At 36.1% G+C, this 15,663-nt stretch carries 15 protein-coding genes; 10 read left to right on the top strand and 5 right to left on the bottom strand.

The genetic code is table 11. The annotated features are described in order from the left end of the window. Positions 1 to 35: 35 nt before the first annotated feature. The 3 genes from BXY75_RS06485 (at position 36) to sucD (ending at position 2,363) form a co-directional block, all read left to right on the top strand. Positions 36 to 974, top strand: a complete 939-nt coding sequence (locus BXY75_RS06485; RefSeq protein WP_121906902.1) for a UDP-3-O-(3-hydroxymyristoyl)glucosamine N-acyltransferase — start codon at positions 36 to 38, stop codon at positions 972 to 974. Then, complete coding sequence (locus tag BXY75_RS06480) at positions 971 to 1,384, top strand: nuclear transport factor 2 family protein (RefSeq protein WP_121906901.1); 414 nt, start codon at positions 971 to 973, stop codon at positions 1,382 to 1,384. Before BXY75_RS06485 ends, BXY75_RS06480 begins: the two co-directional genes overlap by 4 nt. Before the next feature lie 103 nt (positions 1,385 to 1,487). Beyond that, complete coding sequence (gene sucD, locus BXY75_RS06475) at positions 1,488 to 2,363, top strand: succinate--CoA ligase subunit alpha (protein WP_121906900.1); 876 nt, start codon at positions 1,488 to 1,490, stop codon at positions 2,361 to 2,363. Positions 2,364 to 2,426: 63 nt separating this feature from the next. Here the strand turns inward: sucD and BXY75_RS06470 are convergent, their stop codons facing one another. Beyond that, a complete protein-coding gene (locus tag BXY75_RS06470) occupies positions 2,427 to 4,355 on the bottom strand; it encodes a S9 family peptidase (protein WP_121906899.1) in 1,929 nt (642 codons plus the stop codon). A 146-nt stretch (positions 4,356 to 4,501) separates the two neighbouring features. Here BXY75_RS06470 and fabG point away from each other — a divergent pair, with 146 nt between their 5' ends. The 3 genes from fabG to BXY75_RS06455 are packed head-to-tail and all read left to right on the top strand — an operon-like array spanning position 4,502 to position 8,190. Then, positions 4,502 to 5,248 (top strand): 3-oxoacyl-[acyl-carrier-protein] reductase, encoded by a 747-nt coding sequence (fabG, locus tag BXY75_RS06465; RefSeq protein WP_121906898.1) that lies wholly within the window; start codon positions 4,502 to 4,504, stop codon positions 5,246 to 5,248. A gap of 36 nt (positions 5,249 to 5,284) precedes the next feature. Then, on the top strand, positions 5,285 to 7,357 hold the full coding sequence (locus BXY75_RS06460) for a vWA domain-containing protein (RefSeq protein WP_245962933.1): 2,073 nt from the start codon (positions 5,285 to 5,287) through the stop codon (positions 7,355 to 7,357). 17 nt (positions 7,358 to 7,374) lie between these two features. Next, positions 7,375 to 8,190 carry a prohibitin family protein gene (locus BXY75_RS06455; RefSeq protein ID WP_121906896.1) on the top strand — a complete coding sequence of 272 codons (816 nt, stop codon included), beginning with the start codon at positions 7,375 to 7,377 and terminating at the stop codon, positions 8,188 to 8,190. Positions 8,191 to 8,268: 78 nt separating this feature from the next. Here BXY75_RS06455 and BXY75_RS06450 read toward each other — a convergent pair whose 3' ends face one another. From BXY75_RS06450 to BXY75_RS06440, 3 genes are read right to left on the bottom strand one after another with little or no spacing between them, the layout of a single operon-like run. Continuing rightward, on the bottom strand, positions 8,269 to 10,020 hold the full coding sequence (locus BXY75_RS06450; protein WP_121906895.1) for a sodium:solute symporter family protein: 1,752 nt from the start codon (positions 10,018 to 10,020) through the stop codon (positions 8,269 to 8,271). 11 nt (positions 10,021 to 10,031) lie between these two features. Further along, positions 10,032 to 10,604 (bottom strand): hypothetical protein, encoded by a 573-nt coding sequence (locus BXY75_RS06445; protein ID WP_121906894.1) that lies wholly within the window; start codon positions 10,602 to 10,604, stop codon positions 10,032 to 10,034. An 8-nt stretch (positions 10,605 to 10,612) separates the two neighbouring features. Then, positions 10,613 to 11,605: an OmpA family protein gene (locus BXY75_RS06440; protein WP_121906893.1), complete on the bottom strand. Its 993-nt coding sequence runs from the start codon at positions 11,603 to 11,605 to the stop codon at positions 10,613 to 10,615. Between the two features lie 176 nt (positions 11,606 to 11,781). Here BXY75_RS06440 and corA point away from each other — a divergent pair, with 176 nt between their 5' ends. Then, positions 11,782 to 12,864 (top strand): magnesium/cobalt transporter CorA, encoded by a 1,083-nt coding sequence (gene corA, locus BXY75_RS06435; RefSeq protein ID WP_121906892.1) that lies wholly within the window; start codon positions 11,782 to 11,784, stop codon positions 12,862 to 12,864. A gap of 17 nt (positions 12,865 to 12,881) precedes the next feature. Here corA and BXY75_RS06430 read toward each other — a convergent pair whose 3' ends face one another. Next, the gene (locus BXY75_RS06430; RefSeq protein WP_147437241.1) at positions 12,882 to 13,211 is read right to left on the bottom strand and encodes a hypothetical protein; all 330 of its coding nucleotides are present in this window, start codon (positions 13,209 to 13,211) and stop codon (positions 12,882 to 12,884) included. 257 nt (positions 13,212 to 13,468) lie between these two features. On the opposite strand from BXY75_RS06430, the gene BXY75_RS06425 reads away from it, so the two are divergent. From BXY75_RS06425 to BXY75_RS06415, 3 genes are all read left to right on the top strand, one after another. Continuing rightward, positions 13,469 to 14,149, top strand: a complete 681-nt coding sequence (locus BXY75_RS06425; RefSeq protein ID WP_121906890.1) for a DUF2461 domain-containing protein — start codon at positions 13,469 to 13,471, stop codon at positions 14,147 to 14,149. A 106-nt stretch (positions 14,150 to 14,255) separates the two neighbouring features. Then, positions 14,256 to 14,924: a SatD family protein gene (locus BXY75_RS06420; protein WP_121906889.1), complete on the top strand. Its 669-nt coding sequence runs from the start codon at positions 14,256 to 14,258 to the stop codon at positions 14,922 to 14,924. After that, on the top strand, positions 14,921 to 15,655 hold the full coding sequence (locus BXY75_RS06415) for a DUF3307 domain-containing protein (RefSeq protein WP_121906888.1): 735 nt from the start codon (positions 14,921 to 14,923) through the stop codon (positions 15,653 to 15,655). The genes BXY75_RS06420 and BXY75_RS06415 overlap by 4 nt, the downstream gene beginning before the upstream one ends. Positions 15,656 to 15,663: the final 8 nt, after the last annotated feature.

Below are 15,663 nucleotides of genomic sequence, written 5' to 3'. Positions count from 1 at the left end.
ATAGATTACTTTAGAAATATATTACAACTAACATTATGAAATTTCAAAATCCCCAGAAACTCAAGGACATCGCCACAATTCTCAATTGCGAATACGTTGGGAATGATGACTTTCCGGTTTTGGGAATGAATGAAATTCATGTCGTTCGTAAAGGGGATATCGTATTTGTAGATCATCCCAAGTACTACGATAAGGCACTTCAATCTCAAGCTACTGTTATTCTCATTAATAAGGAGGTAGAATGTCCAAAGGGTAAAGCATTATTGGTTTCAGACGATCCGTTTAGCGATTTTAATAAACTTACAAATCATTTTAATCCATTTATTGCAGCAAGAGCCGTTATAGCAGATTCGGCAAAAATTGGCACACACACTATTCTTCAACCTAATGTTTTTGTTGGCAATAATGTGACTATTGGAAATAATTGTGTCATACATTCTAATGTCTCTATTTATGATAATACGGTCATTGGGAATAATGTTACTATTCATGCAGGTAGTGTTTTAGGATCGGATGCATTTTATTATAAAAACCGACCTGATGGATTTGATAAGTTGGTAAGTGGAGGCAATGTTGTGATTGAAGATAATGTAGATTTGGGCTCCCTATGTACTATAGATAGAGGAGTTACAGCTTCAACCACGATAGGTGAGGGGTCAAAGCTCGATAATCAGGTGCATGTTGGACATGACACGGTAATAGGAAAGCGATGTTTAATAGCTTCGCAAGTAGGAATAGCAGGATGTGTTTTAATTGAAGATTCTGTTACGATTTGGGGACAGGTAGGAATCACAAGTGGTGTAACAATTGGTGAAAAAGCAATAATTTCGGCTCAAAGTGGTGTAAGCAAATCATTGCCAGGACATAAATCTTACTTTGGAACACCGGCAGATGATTTTAGAAAAAAATACAAGGAATTGGCGTCGATACGCTTAATTCCAGATATAATCGAAAAACTGGATAAATTATCATGAGTAAAGCAGCAAAAGAAGTTGTAAAAGAATTTTATAAACTGGATCTTCTGAAGGATGGTTCTGAAGTAAAAGACTTTTTTCATCCGGATGTAGAATTAATTTGGAATAGTGCTGATGGATTGGCAATCATGCATTTTGAAGAACTTTCTAAATTTTTCGCAGAAATACGTAGAACATACTATGACATGCGTGTAGAAGTAAGTCATATGCTTTCTGATGATGACTACGTTACTATTCGTTATAAATACTACGTAAAAACCATCGAAAATCCTGATGAAGAACTAGGAATAGCACATTTTATAGCAATTTGGCAAGTGAAAGAAGGGATGTTATATCGAGGATATCAGGTAAGTCAACCGGTTACTGATAATGATGAAACTACTGAATCCTATCATAAGGTAAAAGTTTAATTTCCTTTACATCCTTCCCTAAAAAAAAGTATATTTGCACGCGACTTCGGTCTCCTTGGTGAGAAGAAGTTTTATCAATAAAATTCAATAAATTAAAAACAGAATGAGCGTTTTAGTCAATAAGAATTCCAAAATAATTGTACAAGGGTTTACAGGTAGTGAAGGAACTTTTCACGCTGGTCAAATGATAGAATACGGTACTAATGTTGTAGGAGGTGTAACTCCAGGTAAAGGAGGTCAAACACATTTAGACAGACCGGTATTTAATACTGTTGAACAGGCTGTTAAAGAAGTTGGAGCAGATACCACTATTATTTTTGTGCCACCAGCATTTGCTGCAGACGCAATTATGGAAGCTGCCGATGCCGGAATTAAGGTGATAATTACTATTACTGAAGGAATTCCTGTTGCAGATATGATAACAGCAGCAGATTATCTAAAAGATAAGGATTGTCGATTAATAGGACCTAACTGTCCAGGTGTAATTACGCCGGGAGAGGCAAAGGTTGGAATTATGCCAGGCTTTGTTTTCAAAAAAGGAAATGTTGGGATTGTTTCTAAGTCAGGAACTTTAACTTACGAAGCTGCAGACCAGGTTGTAAAACAAGGTTTAGGAATTACTACAGCGATAGGAATTGGTGGAGATCCAATTATTGGAACAACCACAAAAGAAGCTGTAGAGATGCTTATCAATGATCCGGAAACAGAGGCTGTAGTTATGATTGGTGAGATTGGTGGACAGCTAGAGGCAGATGCTGCATATTGGTACAAGAAAAGTGGAAGCAAAAAACCTATCATTGGCTTTATCGCCGGTGAAACTGCTCCCGCAGGAAGAACAATGGGGCATGCAGGTGCCATAGTAGGTGGTAGCGACGATACTGCTCAAGCTAAGAAAAAGATAATGAGAGAATGTGGAATTCATGTTGTTGAATCTCCTGCCGGTATTGGTAAGAAGGTAGCTGAAGTTATGAGATCATAATTTCCAAAATCATATATAAAAAGGGCTTATCTATTTCGATAAGCCCTTTCTTTTTTATAGCATTTAAGTTTTTATTTCGTCAACCTTTTCTTTCATATTGGTATCTAAAAATTCTGTCATCGCATTATAAAAATCAAAACGGTTTTCTTCGTTTCTGAAGCCATGTCCTTCATTTTCCTTCAACATATATTGAATTGGAACGCCTCGCTTTTCAAGAGCATTCACCATTTGGTCTGATTCGTCTTTAGCAACTCTAGGGTCGTTTGCACCCTGGGCAACAAATAGCGCTGCTGTTATTTTATTAACTTGGAAAACGGGACTATTGGCTTTCATCATAATACTGTCATTTGAGTTTGGATCTCCAACCATTTCATATAACATCTCTTTATAAGGCTCCCAATATGGAGGAATAGTTTCCATAAAAGTAAATAGATTAGATACGCCAACGTAATCCACAGCTGCGGCATATAGATCTGGAGTATTCGTAATACCCGCCAGCGTGGCATAACCACCATAACTCCCGCCGTAGATCGCTATACGATCGGGATCTGCTATTCCTTGATCAATAAGCCAATGTACTCCATCTGTTACATCATTTTGCATGGACTGACCCCATTGTTTAAATGATTTCTCCCAAAAAGCCTTTCCGTAGCCTGTAGAGCCTCTAAAATTCATCTGTAAAACGGCATATCCTCTATTCGCTAATAGTTGCACTTCAGGATTATATCCCCAAAAATCTCTTGCCCAAGGGCCTCCGTGCGGATTTATTACCACCGGTAAATTTTTGGCCTCTCGTCCTATAGGTAAGCTAAGATAACCATGAATTGTAAGTCCGTCTCTACTTGTGTAACTAATTGGCTTCATTGACGCCATGTGATCCGGATTTATCCATGGACTTAGATCTGCAATTTTCTTTAATTCCTTACTCTCCTTATCATAGAAGTAATAGGCACCTCTGGATGTGTCATTTCCTACATACACTAAAAATTTGTCTTCATTTTTATTCGAAGAGGTGATATAATACTCATTCGTGTCACCTAATTCTTTTTCCAGTCGGCTAAATAATTGCTCTGTCTCTTCATCCAGAAATTTTCTTTTCTGTTTAGTATCATTGTAGTTAATTGAAGTTAGGACTTTTCTTTTGTCTGAATAACTAACTTCGTCCACATCAACATCTTGATTGATGTAAATTTCTTCAATTTCCTTATTCTCTTTAAGGTCGTATTTTACAACTGCCAACTTATCTCTTCCGAGGTTTGATAGGGCATATACAACATTGCCATTGTCAAAATCAAAGAACTGAATGGTTAAGGTTTGCTTAAAATTTGTTGTAATTACTTCCTTGAAATCATCTTTCTCTGTTTCCCGGTATAAAATACTGTTATCAACACCATTCGTTACATAAGCGATGCGGAGCTTTCCATCATGATCTGTTTGCCATCCGGTAATATTTCCGGGATTTTCGTAAATAAGTTCCATTTTACCAGTGTTGATGTTTATGCGATACGGATCAAAAACCTGTGGAATTCTGTTATTGAGTTCAATGATCATTTCGTTCTCATTATTCTCTAGATCGTCTACTATTTGTGCTCTAACGCCATCAAAAGGCGTAAGGTCCACTTCATCATCCCCTTTTTTGTTTACCGAGAACAAATGGAAGTTTTCATTCCCACCATCATCTTTTATATATACCAATTTATCATTATTTGCCCAGAAGTACCCAGCAATATCTCGATCTTCCACACTTGTAATTCTAACAACCTCTTCCGAATCAATGGCTCGTACATGGATGTTCATTCGCTTGTTGTAGGGCGCTAAATACGCTAAATGGGTGCCATCCGGCGATATTCGAAACGATCTTTGTTCAGAATTTTTGAAGAAATCCTCTACCGATATTTCGGGAGGTGGGGCAATCGCAGTTTCCTTTGTTTCGCTTATATTTTTACAAGCACCTAATAAAATAAGGACTAAAATTAAAATGATTTTTTTCATGATTGTATATTTGATTGATTTCTACTAAGATACAACATTATCATTCTAAGTAAGAATCAAATAAAATACGAATAGTTCTAAGGCAGTCGCCGAATATCTTTTTATATTAGTGGCTCGTTAAATTTTTTGGATAAAGTCTTTAGCTTATGAAATTATTAGAAGGTAAAACTGCCATTATCACAGGAGGAAGCCGTGGTATTGGTAGAGGCATTGTTGAAGTTTTTGCAAATCACGGTGCGAATGTCGCGTTTACATACAGTTCTTCTTCGGAAGCTGCCGAGGCGCTAGCAACAGAGGTGTCTAAAAAAGGTGTAAAAGCTAAAGCATATCAAAGCGATGCTGCAAGTTTTAGTGATTCTGAAGCTTTGGCAATTAAGGTGTTGGAAGATTTTGGTAGTATTGATATTCTGGTAAATAATGCTGGAATTACCAAAGACAATCTCCTTATGCGTATGTCTGAAGCCGATTTCGATAAGGTTATTGAAGTAAATTTAAAGTCTGTATTTAATATGACCAAAGCCGTTCAGCGTACTATGTTGAAACAACGCAAAGGGTCTATTATCAATATGGGTTCGGTAGTTGGAGTAAAGGGTAATGCCGGGCAAACGAATTATGCCGCTTCTAAAGCAGGGATTATCGGATTTTCTAAATCTGTTGCTCTTGAACTAGGATCACGGGATATTCGTTGTAATGTGATTGCGCCTGGTTTTATAGAGACAGAAATGACCGGGAAACTTGATGCGGCCACGGTACAGGGTTGGCGAGATGCAATTCCACTAAAAAGAGGAGGATCACCCGATGACATTGCAAATGCCTGTGTATTTTTTGCCAGTGACTTATCTGCCTATGTAACCGGCCAGGTATTAAACGTCGACGGTGGGATGCTTACGTAAGATGCCAAGTTAGATTTTTCGAATTGCCTCTAAAGAGTGGAAATTAGTACAGTTTCCAATCCTCGTTTATCATTTATGACAGCAGAAACCATTTTATATATATGTATAGCCGGCATTATTGCAATGGCTGTTTCGATATTTATGTATGGTTATAAAACCAAATACACCGGTACCTTAAAATGGCTGTTCGGTTTACTTCGGTTCATTACGTTATTCTCGATTCTATTACTCCTTATTAATCCCAAGTTTAAATCAGAAACATACACCCTCGAAAAACCAAAACTTCCGGTGTTGCTAGATAATTCGGCTTCTATTGCCGAGTTGAATCAGACTGAAAACCTTCAAAAGATAGTTGATGAGTTAAAAGCTAATTCCGAATTGAATGATAAATTCGATCTTTCTTTTTTTTCCTTCGGAAGTGATTTCAAAGAAGTAGACACGCTGTCCTTTTCAGAAAAAAATACGAATATTTCTGAAGCATTGGCTTCAGTGAATGAATTATTCAGAAACGAAATAGCGCCAACCATCTTAATTACAGACGGGAATCAGACACTGGGCAGTGATTACGAATTTTCTTCATCTAACTTTAAAAATCCAATATTCGCGGTGGTTCTGGGAGATTCAACGAGACATACAGATCTTAAAATTGAACGCCTAAACACCAACAGATATGCCTTTTTGAAAAATCAGTTTCCTGTTGAAATGATTTTGGTGTATGATGGCGTTGGTTCTCAAAACTCACAACTTGTAGTAAATCAAGGTGCAGCAGTAGTGCATCGGACTAATGTTTCATTTTCCGAAGAAAACAATACCAAAACGGTATCTTTTACATTGAACGCTTCAAGCGTAGGTCTACAGAAATACACAGCGACTTTGGTGCCATTAGAAGGTGAAAAGAACACATCTAATAATCGTAAGCAGTTCGCGGTCGAAGTTATTGATCAGGCAACAAATGTTTTAATTGTAAGTAATATAGTGCATCCGGATATGGGTGCCTTAAGGAAGTCGATTACTACCAACGAACAACGTACAGTTAGTTTCAAAAAACCTTCAGAGGCAATTAACGTGCTCAATGATTATCAATTAATACTACTTTATCAACCGGACCGCAGTTTTACTAAGGTTTTTTCAGAATTAGAGAAACTAAAGAAGAATACATTTATCATTGCCGGGCTTAAAACAGATTGGAATTTTTTAAACTCCGCTCAAAATTATTTCAGAAAAGAAATTAACAGGCAATCTGAAGATGTTGGAGCTATTTTAAATCCGAATTATGGCACATTTGCAGTTGAAGACATTGGTTTTAGCGATATGCGACCATTAAAGGCAACATTCGGCTCATTACAGGTTTCAGTTCCCAATGAAGTGCTGCTTAAACAATCGGTTAATGGTTTCGATAACGATTCGCCTATGTTGGCTACAATGGAGTTAAATGGGATTCGCACGGCTATTTGGGATGGTGAAGGTTTATGGCAATGGCGAGCGCAAACCTATCTTGATAAATCTAACTTTGAAGATTTCGACAACTTTACGGCCAAACTTGTGCAATATTTAGCTTCGAATAAGAGAAGGAGTAGGCTGGAAGTAAATAATGAAAGCTTTTATTATAATAACAATCCAATAAAGATATCGGCGCAGTATTTTGACCAGAATTTTGTTTTCGACGCCCGATCATCACTAACTATTTCTGTTGTTAATTCTGAAAGTTTGAAGCGAACCAACTTTCCAATGTTGTTAAAGAATAACTTCTATGAAGTAGATTTAAATAGCTTAGAAGCAGGGGAGTATAAGTATACAGTTTCTGTCACAGACGAGGCCGTTTCCAGAAGCGGTAATTTTACAATACTGGATTTTAACGTGGAACAGCAGTTTTTAAATGCGAACATCGGAAAGCTTGAAAGACTAGCTGTAAAGACAAAAGGTGAAACTTTTTTTACTAATGAATTTTCAAATTTGATAGATTCTTTATTAGATGATAACAGATTTCAACCTATTCAAAAAAGCGAACAAAAAGTAGTACCTTTGATCGATTGGAAATATCTTCTCGCGCTTATAATAATTTCACTAACAATCGAGTGGTTTGCTAGGAAATACAACGGACTTATTTAAACTCATAAAATATAAAAATGGAAAAATTACCAAAAATTGGAATACCAGTGATCATCATAGTAATATTGTTGATCGTATTAATTGCTAAGTCGGCAGTAACAATAGATTCTGGAGAAGCAGGAGTGTTGTATAAAACATTCGATAATGGTGTAGTAACTAACCAACCTCCATTAGGGGAAGGTTTTCATATAGTAGCACCATGGAACAAAGTTTTTGTTTATGAAGTAAGACAACAAGAGCTTTTTGAAAAAATGAAAGTACTATCATCCAACGGACTTGAAATTATAATCGAAGCTTCGGCTTGGTATGAGCCGATATACAAGGATTTAGGTAATCTGCATCAATCGTTAGGGAAGGATTATTTGCAAAGAGTTATTCAACCTGCCATTCGAAGTGCTGCCAGAAGTGTTGTAGGTCGATATACACCAGAGCAATTGTATTCAAGTAAGAGAGATGCTATACAGGTCGAAATTTTCGAAGAGACAAAAAAGATACTTGAGAAGCAATATGTGCAATTAAATGTGTTGTTAGTAAGGGATGTTACTCTACCAGCTACTATTAAGGAAGCGATAGAACGTAAATTGAAACAAGAACAAGAGTCGTTGGAGTATGAGTTCAGACTAGTAACAGCTTCAAAAGAAGCAGAGAAGGTTATTATCGAAGCTCAAGGAAAGGCAGAATCAAACCGTATTCTAAGTGCTTCATTAACTGATAAGATTCTTCAGGATAAAGGAATAGATGCTACGATAAAGCTTTCAGAGTCACCTAATACGAAAGTAATAGTTATTGGGTCAGGAGATAGTGGTTTACCCTTAATTCTAGGGAATAACTAATTAGCGATTAAAACTTAAAAAAAGCCATTTCAGTATTAACTGAAATGGCTTTTTTATTTCTAAAACATTTAAGTAGTTCTACTTCTTCTTCCAAAGAATAAAGATGGTAATTGCCGAAACGACCGCGATCGTAATAAGGACAATGGCTCCCACTAAATTTCCATAGATCACATATCCGGTTGCGAATAGGGAAGTATATACAAATACGATTCCTAATAACATAGAAGCGAGATCGATTGTAAAATTATCGTGCGTTGTTTTAAGTGCAATATTTTCTTTTTTGGCAACTGCTTTAAAAGGCTTCCAACCATTTCCATAAGGAGTTACAGCATTATAAAAATTCGCTAGCGTTTTCGAATCTGTTGGACGCGTTATAAATGTAACCAAAATCCAGCTCACAGTAGTTATTGCGACACCATACACCAGCTTTTGATAATCCTCCAAACCATAATCAGTAAACTCGAAAAAGAGCGCTACAGCAAAGGATACGATCATACCAGTGATTTCGCTATAAGCATTTATTCGCCACCAAAACCATCGAAGTATAAATATTAGCCCGGTACCTGCACCAATCTGCAATAAGATGGCAAAGGTGCTCAAGGCGCTACTTAATAGTAGGGCTAGTGCAGCCGCTAATATCATCAAAACTACCGTGGATAATCTACCAACAGCAACTATTCGTTTTTCTGAGGCATCAGGTTTTAAGAAACGTTTGTAAAAGTCCAAGGCAATATACGATGATCCCCAATTGAGGTGTGTGGAAATTGTACTCATAAATGCCGCTATAAGCGATGCAAGTACTAATCCGAGTAATCCTGCAGGTAAGTTTGTTAGCATCGCCGGATACCCTAAATCATGACCCAAAACCGCATTTGGAAATTCTCTACTTATGTCGGATAACTCTGGATACAGAACAAGAGATGCAAGTGCGATTAAAATCCATGGCCAGGGGCGTAATGCGTAATGCGCGATATTAAAGAGTAAAGTTGCACCTATAGCATTTTTCTCGTCTTTTGCTGAGAGCATTCGCTGGGCGATATAACCACCTCCGCCAGGTTCGGCACCAGGATACCAAACACTCCACCACTGCACTGCGATTGGGATAATTAAAAGGACTAATAATGAATTGGTATCACTAAAATCGGGAAGAAAATTTAATTTTCCTACGACATTCTCATGCGTTAATAGTTTATCTAGGCCTCCAATTTCTGGTATGTTTACGATATAGTATGCCGCCCAAATAGAGCCAATCATCGCGACAATAAATTGAAGAAAATCGGTAAAAATAACACCTCTTAATCCACCGATAGAGCTATAAATCACCGTAATTACCGATGCATACAGCACACTTTCAATTGCTGATAGGTCGAATAAAATTCCACCAATTTTTATGGCCGCCAAACAAACCGAAGCCATAATCATTACATTAAAGAAAACTCCGAGATACAAAGCCCTGAATCCTCTTAAAAAAGCCGCTTCCTTTCCGCTATATCTTAGTTCATAGAATTGTAGATCTGTAAGGACTTTAGAACGTCGCCATAATTTAGCATAAACAAAGACTGTAAGCATTCCAGTGATTAAAAAGGTCCACCATACCCAATTCCCTGAGACCCCATTTTGCCTTACAATATCGGTCACGAGATTAGGAGTATCGGCAGAGAAGGTAGTTGCTACCATGGAAATACCTAATAACCACCATGGCATATTTCTCCCTGAAAGAAAGAACTCTTTGGAGTCTTTTCCGGATCTTTTTGCGACTAGAAGCCCAATAATAAGAAAAATGGTAAAAAAAGAAATAATTAAAATCCAATCGAGGGTTGCTAACTGCATGAATTGAAAGTTTATTTTTCGTTAAGTTGCTGAGCCTGACCTACCCAATTGTCACGTTCAATTCTTCCTGGAAAGAAATCTATAAGATCGGTAATGATTCGAATATCTGCATCTTTGAGCTTACTTACCTGTTCAAAATTAAAAATTCCGATTTCATTTAGCTTTTGCTCTACATAAGGTCCTACACCTTTAATAAGTGTAAGATCGTCTTTGTTGTCTTCATCTGCATATCCAAAACTATCGAAATCAAGCTCGGGTCTTGATCTGCTATATGTAACAAAGCTGGAACGTGCTTTTTCAGCTGTTCTTTCGAGAGATGGAGCTACTAAAACTTCTCGTTGGGTACTTTTAACAACCTCTATAATCTTTGGTTTTATTTCGGTGAAAATGGTATCTATGTCCTTCACATTTTTTTGTATGATGGATGTGTTTATTTCCCGTTTCAATTTGGTAATTATACCTCTATAGTTCAACTTTTGAAACCACCAAGCTGAAAAATAACCTATCAAAAAGGTGCTAAACATAAGCATGAAAATGCCGATGTAATTTGATAGAGACGAAATAAAATTTACTAAATCTGTCATTTAATTAGTTAATAGAACACTATTTCAATTCTTCGGTTAGCTATTCGACCGCGTTCACTATTATTTGTATCTACAGGGTCTGATTCACCTTTTGAAGACGCTTTTATATTAGCTCTCTTTATGCCTCCTTTTGCAACCAAAAACCATCTTACTTGCATTGAATAATTAAGCCCCATTTTATAATTGTCGATGTCACTTCCAATGTTATCTGTATGCCCAATCAATTCAATTCGAGTTTCGGGATTGTTCTGAACAATATGTTTCACTTCTGTTAAGAGATCTTCCAGATTTTTATTTACCAAAATCCCAGTATTGGAGAAAATGGGGTATACCGTTTTTCTAGCTGTTAATTTTGTCTTTAATTCTTCTATACGATTCGAGTCTAAAGGTTTAAAAACAATAGATATGCCATTTTTATACAATTCATGTTCATCAAAATCGATTTCTTTTATAGTTGGTTTTACAACGATCTTCTCGTTAGCAACACCTACATCAACCAGCATGTTTTTGATTTTTTCTCCTCTGCGAACACCTAAATTAGGCGTTTGTATGTTTTCAGAAGCACCATAAAATGAATTTATATGTACCTCCATTTTCGGATGAGAAATAAGATAGGAATTAATCTTGTATGCAAAGTCCTGAATTGTTTCAGGAATAATAAGATCGGCATTATTCTTCTTGATCGATATTCCTTCAGAAAGTGAAAAAATTGTGAGGCCATTACTTAGCGCAGTTAGACCAGTAGGTTTCACTTCTTTTACTTCGGAATTTGTATCGGTATCCTGAATTGTATCCGTATTTGTAGAAGATGATGAATCAGGTTTGTTGAATTTCTTTTCGGTTGCTTCGGAAGGATTTACTACAGGTTCAACGATACTAGTTTCTATAGGTTGTGTCTTAACCATAGCAGAATTTTCTTCAGAATCGAACCAAGAATATAGCCACAATCCGAAAAAGGACCAGACTATGAACACCGAAAAAGCTATTAAAAAATTCTTCATTATTACTTATCCGTTGAAAAACAACAGTTTAAGGTACGAATACATTAAAAACAAATCTATGAAAATTCTTACTTTTTATTAGTAAATATTATTAGATGTTTTTAACATTGTTTTAAACGATTCAAAAGTGGACTATCTTCATTTTTATTATCTTTAAAACTAAATATTCTATTGTTATGTCCAAGAAAAATAAATTTAAAATTCCAAAACGTAAAGCAAAAAAAATTCATAATTCAGTACCAGGGACAGTAACATACACTGGAGAAAAATTAGATTATCCAACAAAGCTTGAAATAATTGATTTTTCGAAGGATCATTATATACGAGTGGATACAGTTAAAATCGAGGATGCTTTTAAATATAAGGGCTCTGAACACATTACATGGATCAATGTCGATGGTCTAAGTAATACTACTGCCATTGAGAAATTGGGAGAACATTACAATCTTCACCCATTAATTCAAGAAGATATAGTAACGACAAACCAGCGTCCTAAAATAGATGAGTATGAAGATTATTTATTTATAGTATTTAAAATGCTTCACTATAATGACGATGGTGAGTTTATGAATGAGCATGTAAGTTTGCTCCTTGGAAAAGATTTTGTGGTGACCTTTCAGGAGGCAGATGGTGATGTTTTCGATAGCTTAAGAGACCGTCTGGAAAATTCAAAAGGTAGAATTAGAAATGCGGGGGCTGATTATTTAATGTTTGCGATTATAGATGCAGTAGTTGATAATTATTTCGCCGTAATAGAAACTTTGAGTATAAAAATAGAAGCAATTGAGGATCAACTTTTCGAGGATACTATTGAAAAGGATATTACGCAAGATATTCAGAATATAAAGAAAGAAATACTTCGTATACGTAGAGCAGTGGTGCCTTTAAGGGAAGTGATTAACCGACTGGAAAAAATAGACTCACCGCTTATCGATGTAAAAACACAAAACTACATTCGCGATCTTTACGATCATATTATCCAAGTAAGTGAAAGTGTGGATATTTATCGGGAAATGATTTGGGGTTTAATGGATATGTATATGTCTACGATAAGTAATAAGATGAATGAGGTGATGAAGGTTCTTACTATTATGGCATCCATTTTTATACCGCTTACATTTATGGCAGGTATCTACGGAATGAATTTTGACCACATCCCCGAGTTGCATTTTAAGTATGGTTATTATTATTTATGGGCCGCAATGTTGGCGGTGTTCATTGGAATGTTGGTATACTTCAAACGAAAAAAGTGGTTGTAATGGAGTAAGAATTTAAATTATGTCAGCCATCCATTCCTAGCAGCTCCCTTACTATAAAAGTACAAAAAGATGCATCCGGCAATTACTACTAATGGCATCACAATCGCCTCCATCCCATAAACTTTCGTTGCATCGGTGCCAATTACCCAATAGCCCATATAGATGAAGACTGCAAGAAGAGATAAAGCGAACAAAACTATGGCCATTTTCTTTCGCATTAAAAGCAAAATGCAACCAAGTAAACCAGCGAATACTCCTATTCCAAAAGCAATATCGTACCAACCTGGCATACTATCTAAAAGTGCTATTTGTGCCTCAGTTAGCGTTTTGCGCAATTCTTCTGCCATCAGTGTACTGCTTAAGAATTGAAAAACACCCATCAGATTCCATAAAAGCGCAATGACAGCGATAATCCAAAAGGCTTTCGAAGGTTTATTTGTTAAAGTCATTTTTGATTGGTTTTAAGCCTGATATTATCATTCACAGACAGGTTGTTATCTATAAATGTACATAATTTTATTAAGTAAGATAAGGTGGCGCTTTTATGTAGATTATTAATTCAGCCCAACTTTTCGTAATTTCATAGTTGCTAAAAACGAAAAATATGAGTATTACGATACCAAAATCTTCTTTCCAATTTTTACTGAAACTCAAAAAGAACAACCATCGTGATTGGATGCAAGAGCATAAGAAGGAATATTTGGAGGGCGAGAAGCATTTTAAGAATTTTTATTCAGAAATAGAAGCGGGTTTAAATAAGGTAGATGAAATTGCTAAACTGAAGGTATTCCGTATCAATCGGGATATTCGTTTTAGTAAAGATAAAACTCCTTACAATGTACATAGAAGTGCAAGTTTTAGTAGGGCAGGGGCGCATAGACGTGGCGGATATTACCTTAGACTTGAACCAGGAGCTTCGGCCATGGCTGGCGGTTTTTTTGATCCAAATCCTGCCGATCTGTTGAGAATTCGCAAAGAATTTGAAATGGATACTTCAGAAATAAGGGCAATTTTAAGGCAAAAAGATTTTCAAAAAGCTTTTGATGGTTTTAACCGTAGAGGGGAAGTGAAAACCGCTCCGAAAGGTTTCAATAAAGAAGACCCTAACATTGATCTTATAAGACTTAAGAGCTTTGTTGTGATGCATCCTTTTACAGATGAAGAAGTTTTTTCAGAAGACTTTAAAGACAATCTCTTAGACCATTACAAATTATTACATCCCTTTTTTAATTATATGAGCGACGTGCTCACCACCGATTTAAATGGCGTTTCACTTATTAAATGATTATTTATAAGTCTTTTTGCTTATATAACATAATTATAAGCTATTTAACTTATAATTTGTATTTATAAGCCTGTAGTATTATATTTTTATGTATTTTTAAAGTCTCATGAAAACGATAGCAATTTTAAGTGGTGATCTTATTAACTCATCGGAGTACAATCCAGATGCTCTAAAGGCAGTTGTTCAAGTATTGAAGAATGAGTTCTCTAAGTTGGAAAAACAATTCCCAAATGAGTCTATATTCTTTTCTATGTATAGAGGTGATAGTTTTCAAGGAGTCGTTGAGAACACAGAATTAGCTTTATCGATGGCGCTTCAGATAAAAGCGGCTGTGCGTGCTTATGTTATGTCCAAGGATCTTCCTAAAAATGCAATTCCAATGGCCGATATCCGAATTTCTATTGGAATAGGAAAAGCAACTTATAAGAAAGGTGCACTTGAAGAAAGTAATGGCGAAGCTTTTCAATTTTCGGGAAGAACCTTAGATGCTATGAAATCGGAAGGCGTTAAAATGGCACTCACCACTGCAAACCAAGAAATAAATGCCGAGTTTAAAGTACATCTAAAATTTTTGGATTCAATAACGGATCGCTGGTCGGTTGCTTCTGCAGAGGTCGTTTATTTTTTATTAAAAAGGCTTAAGGAACAAGATATTGCCACACGACTTAATCGAAGTCAGGCGGCGATTAACCAAAGAAAGAAGGCAGCCGGTTGGGATGAAATTAAATTATTATTGGAACGCTATATAGCAGTAGCACAAAATAATTTTAAATGAGACCAGAATTAATTTTAGCATTACAATTATTGCTGGCACATATAGTTACCGATTTTGTGTTACAATCGCAAAAACTCATACTACAGAAGCGCTTAAAGAAAGAGAGATCGCCATTTTTATACTTTCATGCATTACTAGCTGGATTATTAACGTATGTAATTGTTCAAGATTGGAGTATGTGGGGAGTGCCTATTCTTATTAGTGTAAGTCACTTTTTTATAGATTTGTGGAAACTTAGTAAGAAAAATGATTCGTTGAGATATTTTCTCATCGATCAACTACTTCATATATTAGTACTGCTAGGAATCTGGTTATACCTTACCGATAGTTTTTCAGAAATTATTCCATTTATAACATCATCATTAGCTTCCGAAGAGATATTGGTCGTATTTATTGGGTATCTGTTGGTTGTCTTTCCGGTAGGTTTTATCATTGGAAAAGCTACACAACGCTGGCAAGAAGAAATTGCGGGAGATGAAGGCGAATTTCCAAGTCTCGAAAAAGCGGGGCGTTATATTGGTATTTTTGAGCGAATCTTAGTGCTTACTTTTATTCTGACCAATAATTTTTCTGCCATTGGCTTTTTAATCGCAGCAAAATCAATACTTCGATTCAGTGATAAGGGCAAAAGTGGCGCCAGAAAACAAACAGAATATGTCCTCATTGGAACTTTAATGAGTTTTTCACTGACAATAATAATCGGATTCCTTTGTCTTACTTTTCTGAAATAACAAGAAAC

This window comes from Ulvibacter antarcticus (genome assembly GCF_003688405.1).
In the GTDB taxonomy this organism is placed as follows: Bacteria; Bacteroidota; Bacteroidia; order Flavobacteriales; family Flavobacteriaceae; genus Ulvibacter; species Ulvibacter antarcticus.
This window is presented reverse-complemented; position numbering and strand designations above follow the sequence as displayed.

What these genes read in the sequence shown, in the direction of transcription:
- BXY75_RS06415 (WP_121906888.1), top strand. Translation starts at nt 14,921, where the DNA reads ATGAGACCAGAATTAATTTTAGCATTACAATTATTGCTGGCACATATA.
- BXY75_RS06430 (WP_147437241.1), bottom strand. Translation starts at nt 13,211, where the DNA reads ATGGCAGAAGAATTGCGCAAAACGCTAACTGAGGCACAAATAGCACTT.
- BXY75_RS06470 (WP_121906899.1), bottom strand. Translation starts at nt 4,355, where the DNA reads ATGAAAAAAATCATTTTAATTTTAGTCCTTATTTTATTAGGTGCTTGT.
- BXY75_RS06455 (WP_121906896.1), top strand. Translation starts at nt 7,375, where the DNA reads ATGGAAAAATTACCAAAAATTGGAATACCAGTGATCATCATAGTAATA.
- corA (WP_121906892.1), top strand. Translation starts at nt 11,782, where the DNA reads ATGTCCAAGAAAAATAAATTTAAAATTCCAAAACGTAAAGCAAAAAAA.
- BXY75_RS06420 (WP_121906889.1), top strand. Translation starts at nt 14,256, where the DNA reads ATGAAAACGATAGCAATTTTAAGTGGTGATCTTATTAACTCATCGGAG.
- BXY75_RS06440 (WP_121906893.1), bottom strand. Translation starts at nt 11,605, where the DNA reads ATGAAGAATTTTTTAATAGCTTTTTCGGTGTTCATAGTCTGGTCCTTT.
- sucD (WP_121906900.1), top strand. Translation starts at nt 1,488, where the DNA reads ATGAGCGTTTTAGTCAATAAGAATTCCAAAATAATTGTACAAGGGTTT.
- BXY75_RS06445 (WP_121906894.1), bottom strand. Translation starts at nt 10,604, where the DNA reads ATGACAGATTTAGTAAATTTTATTTCGTCTCTATCAAATTACATCGGC.
- fabG (WP_121906898.1), top strand. Translation starts at nt 4,502, where the DNA reads ATGAAATTATTAGAAGGTAAAACTGCCATTATCACAGGAGGAAGCCGT.
- BXY75_RS06425 (WP_121906890.1), top strand. Translation starts at nt 13,469, where the DNA reads ATGAGTATTACGATACCAAAATCTTCTTTCCAATTTTTACTGAAACTC.
- BXY75_RS06485 (WP_121906902.1), top strand. Translation starts at nt 36, where the DNA reads ATGAAATTTCAAAATCCCCAGAAACTCAAGGACATCGCCACAATTCTC.
- BXY75_RS06450 (WP_121906895.1), bottom strand. Translation starts at nt 10,020, where the DNA reads ATGCAGTTAGCAACCCTCGATTGGATTTTAATTATTTCTTTTTTTACC.
- BXY75_RS06480 (WP_121906901.1), top strand. Translation starts at nt 971, where the DNA reads ATGAGTAAAGCAGCAAAAGAAGTTGTAAAAGAATTTTATAAACTGGAT.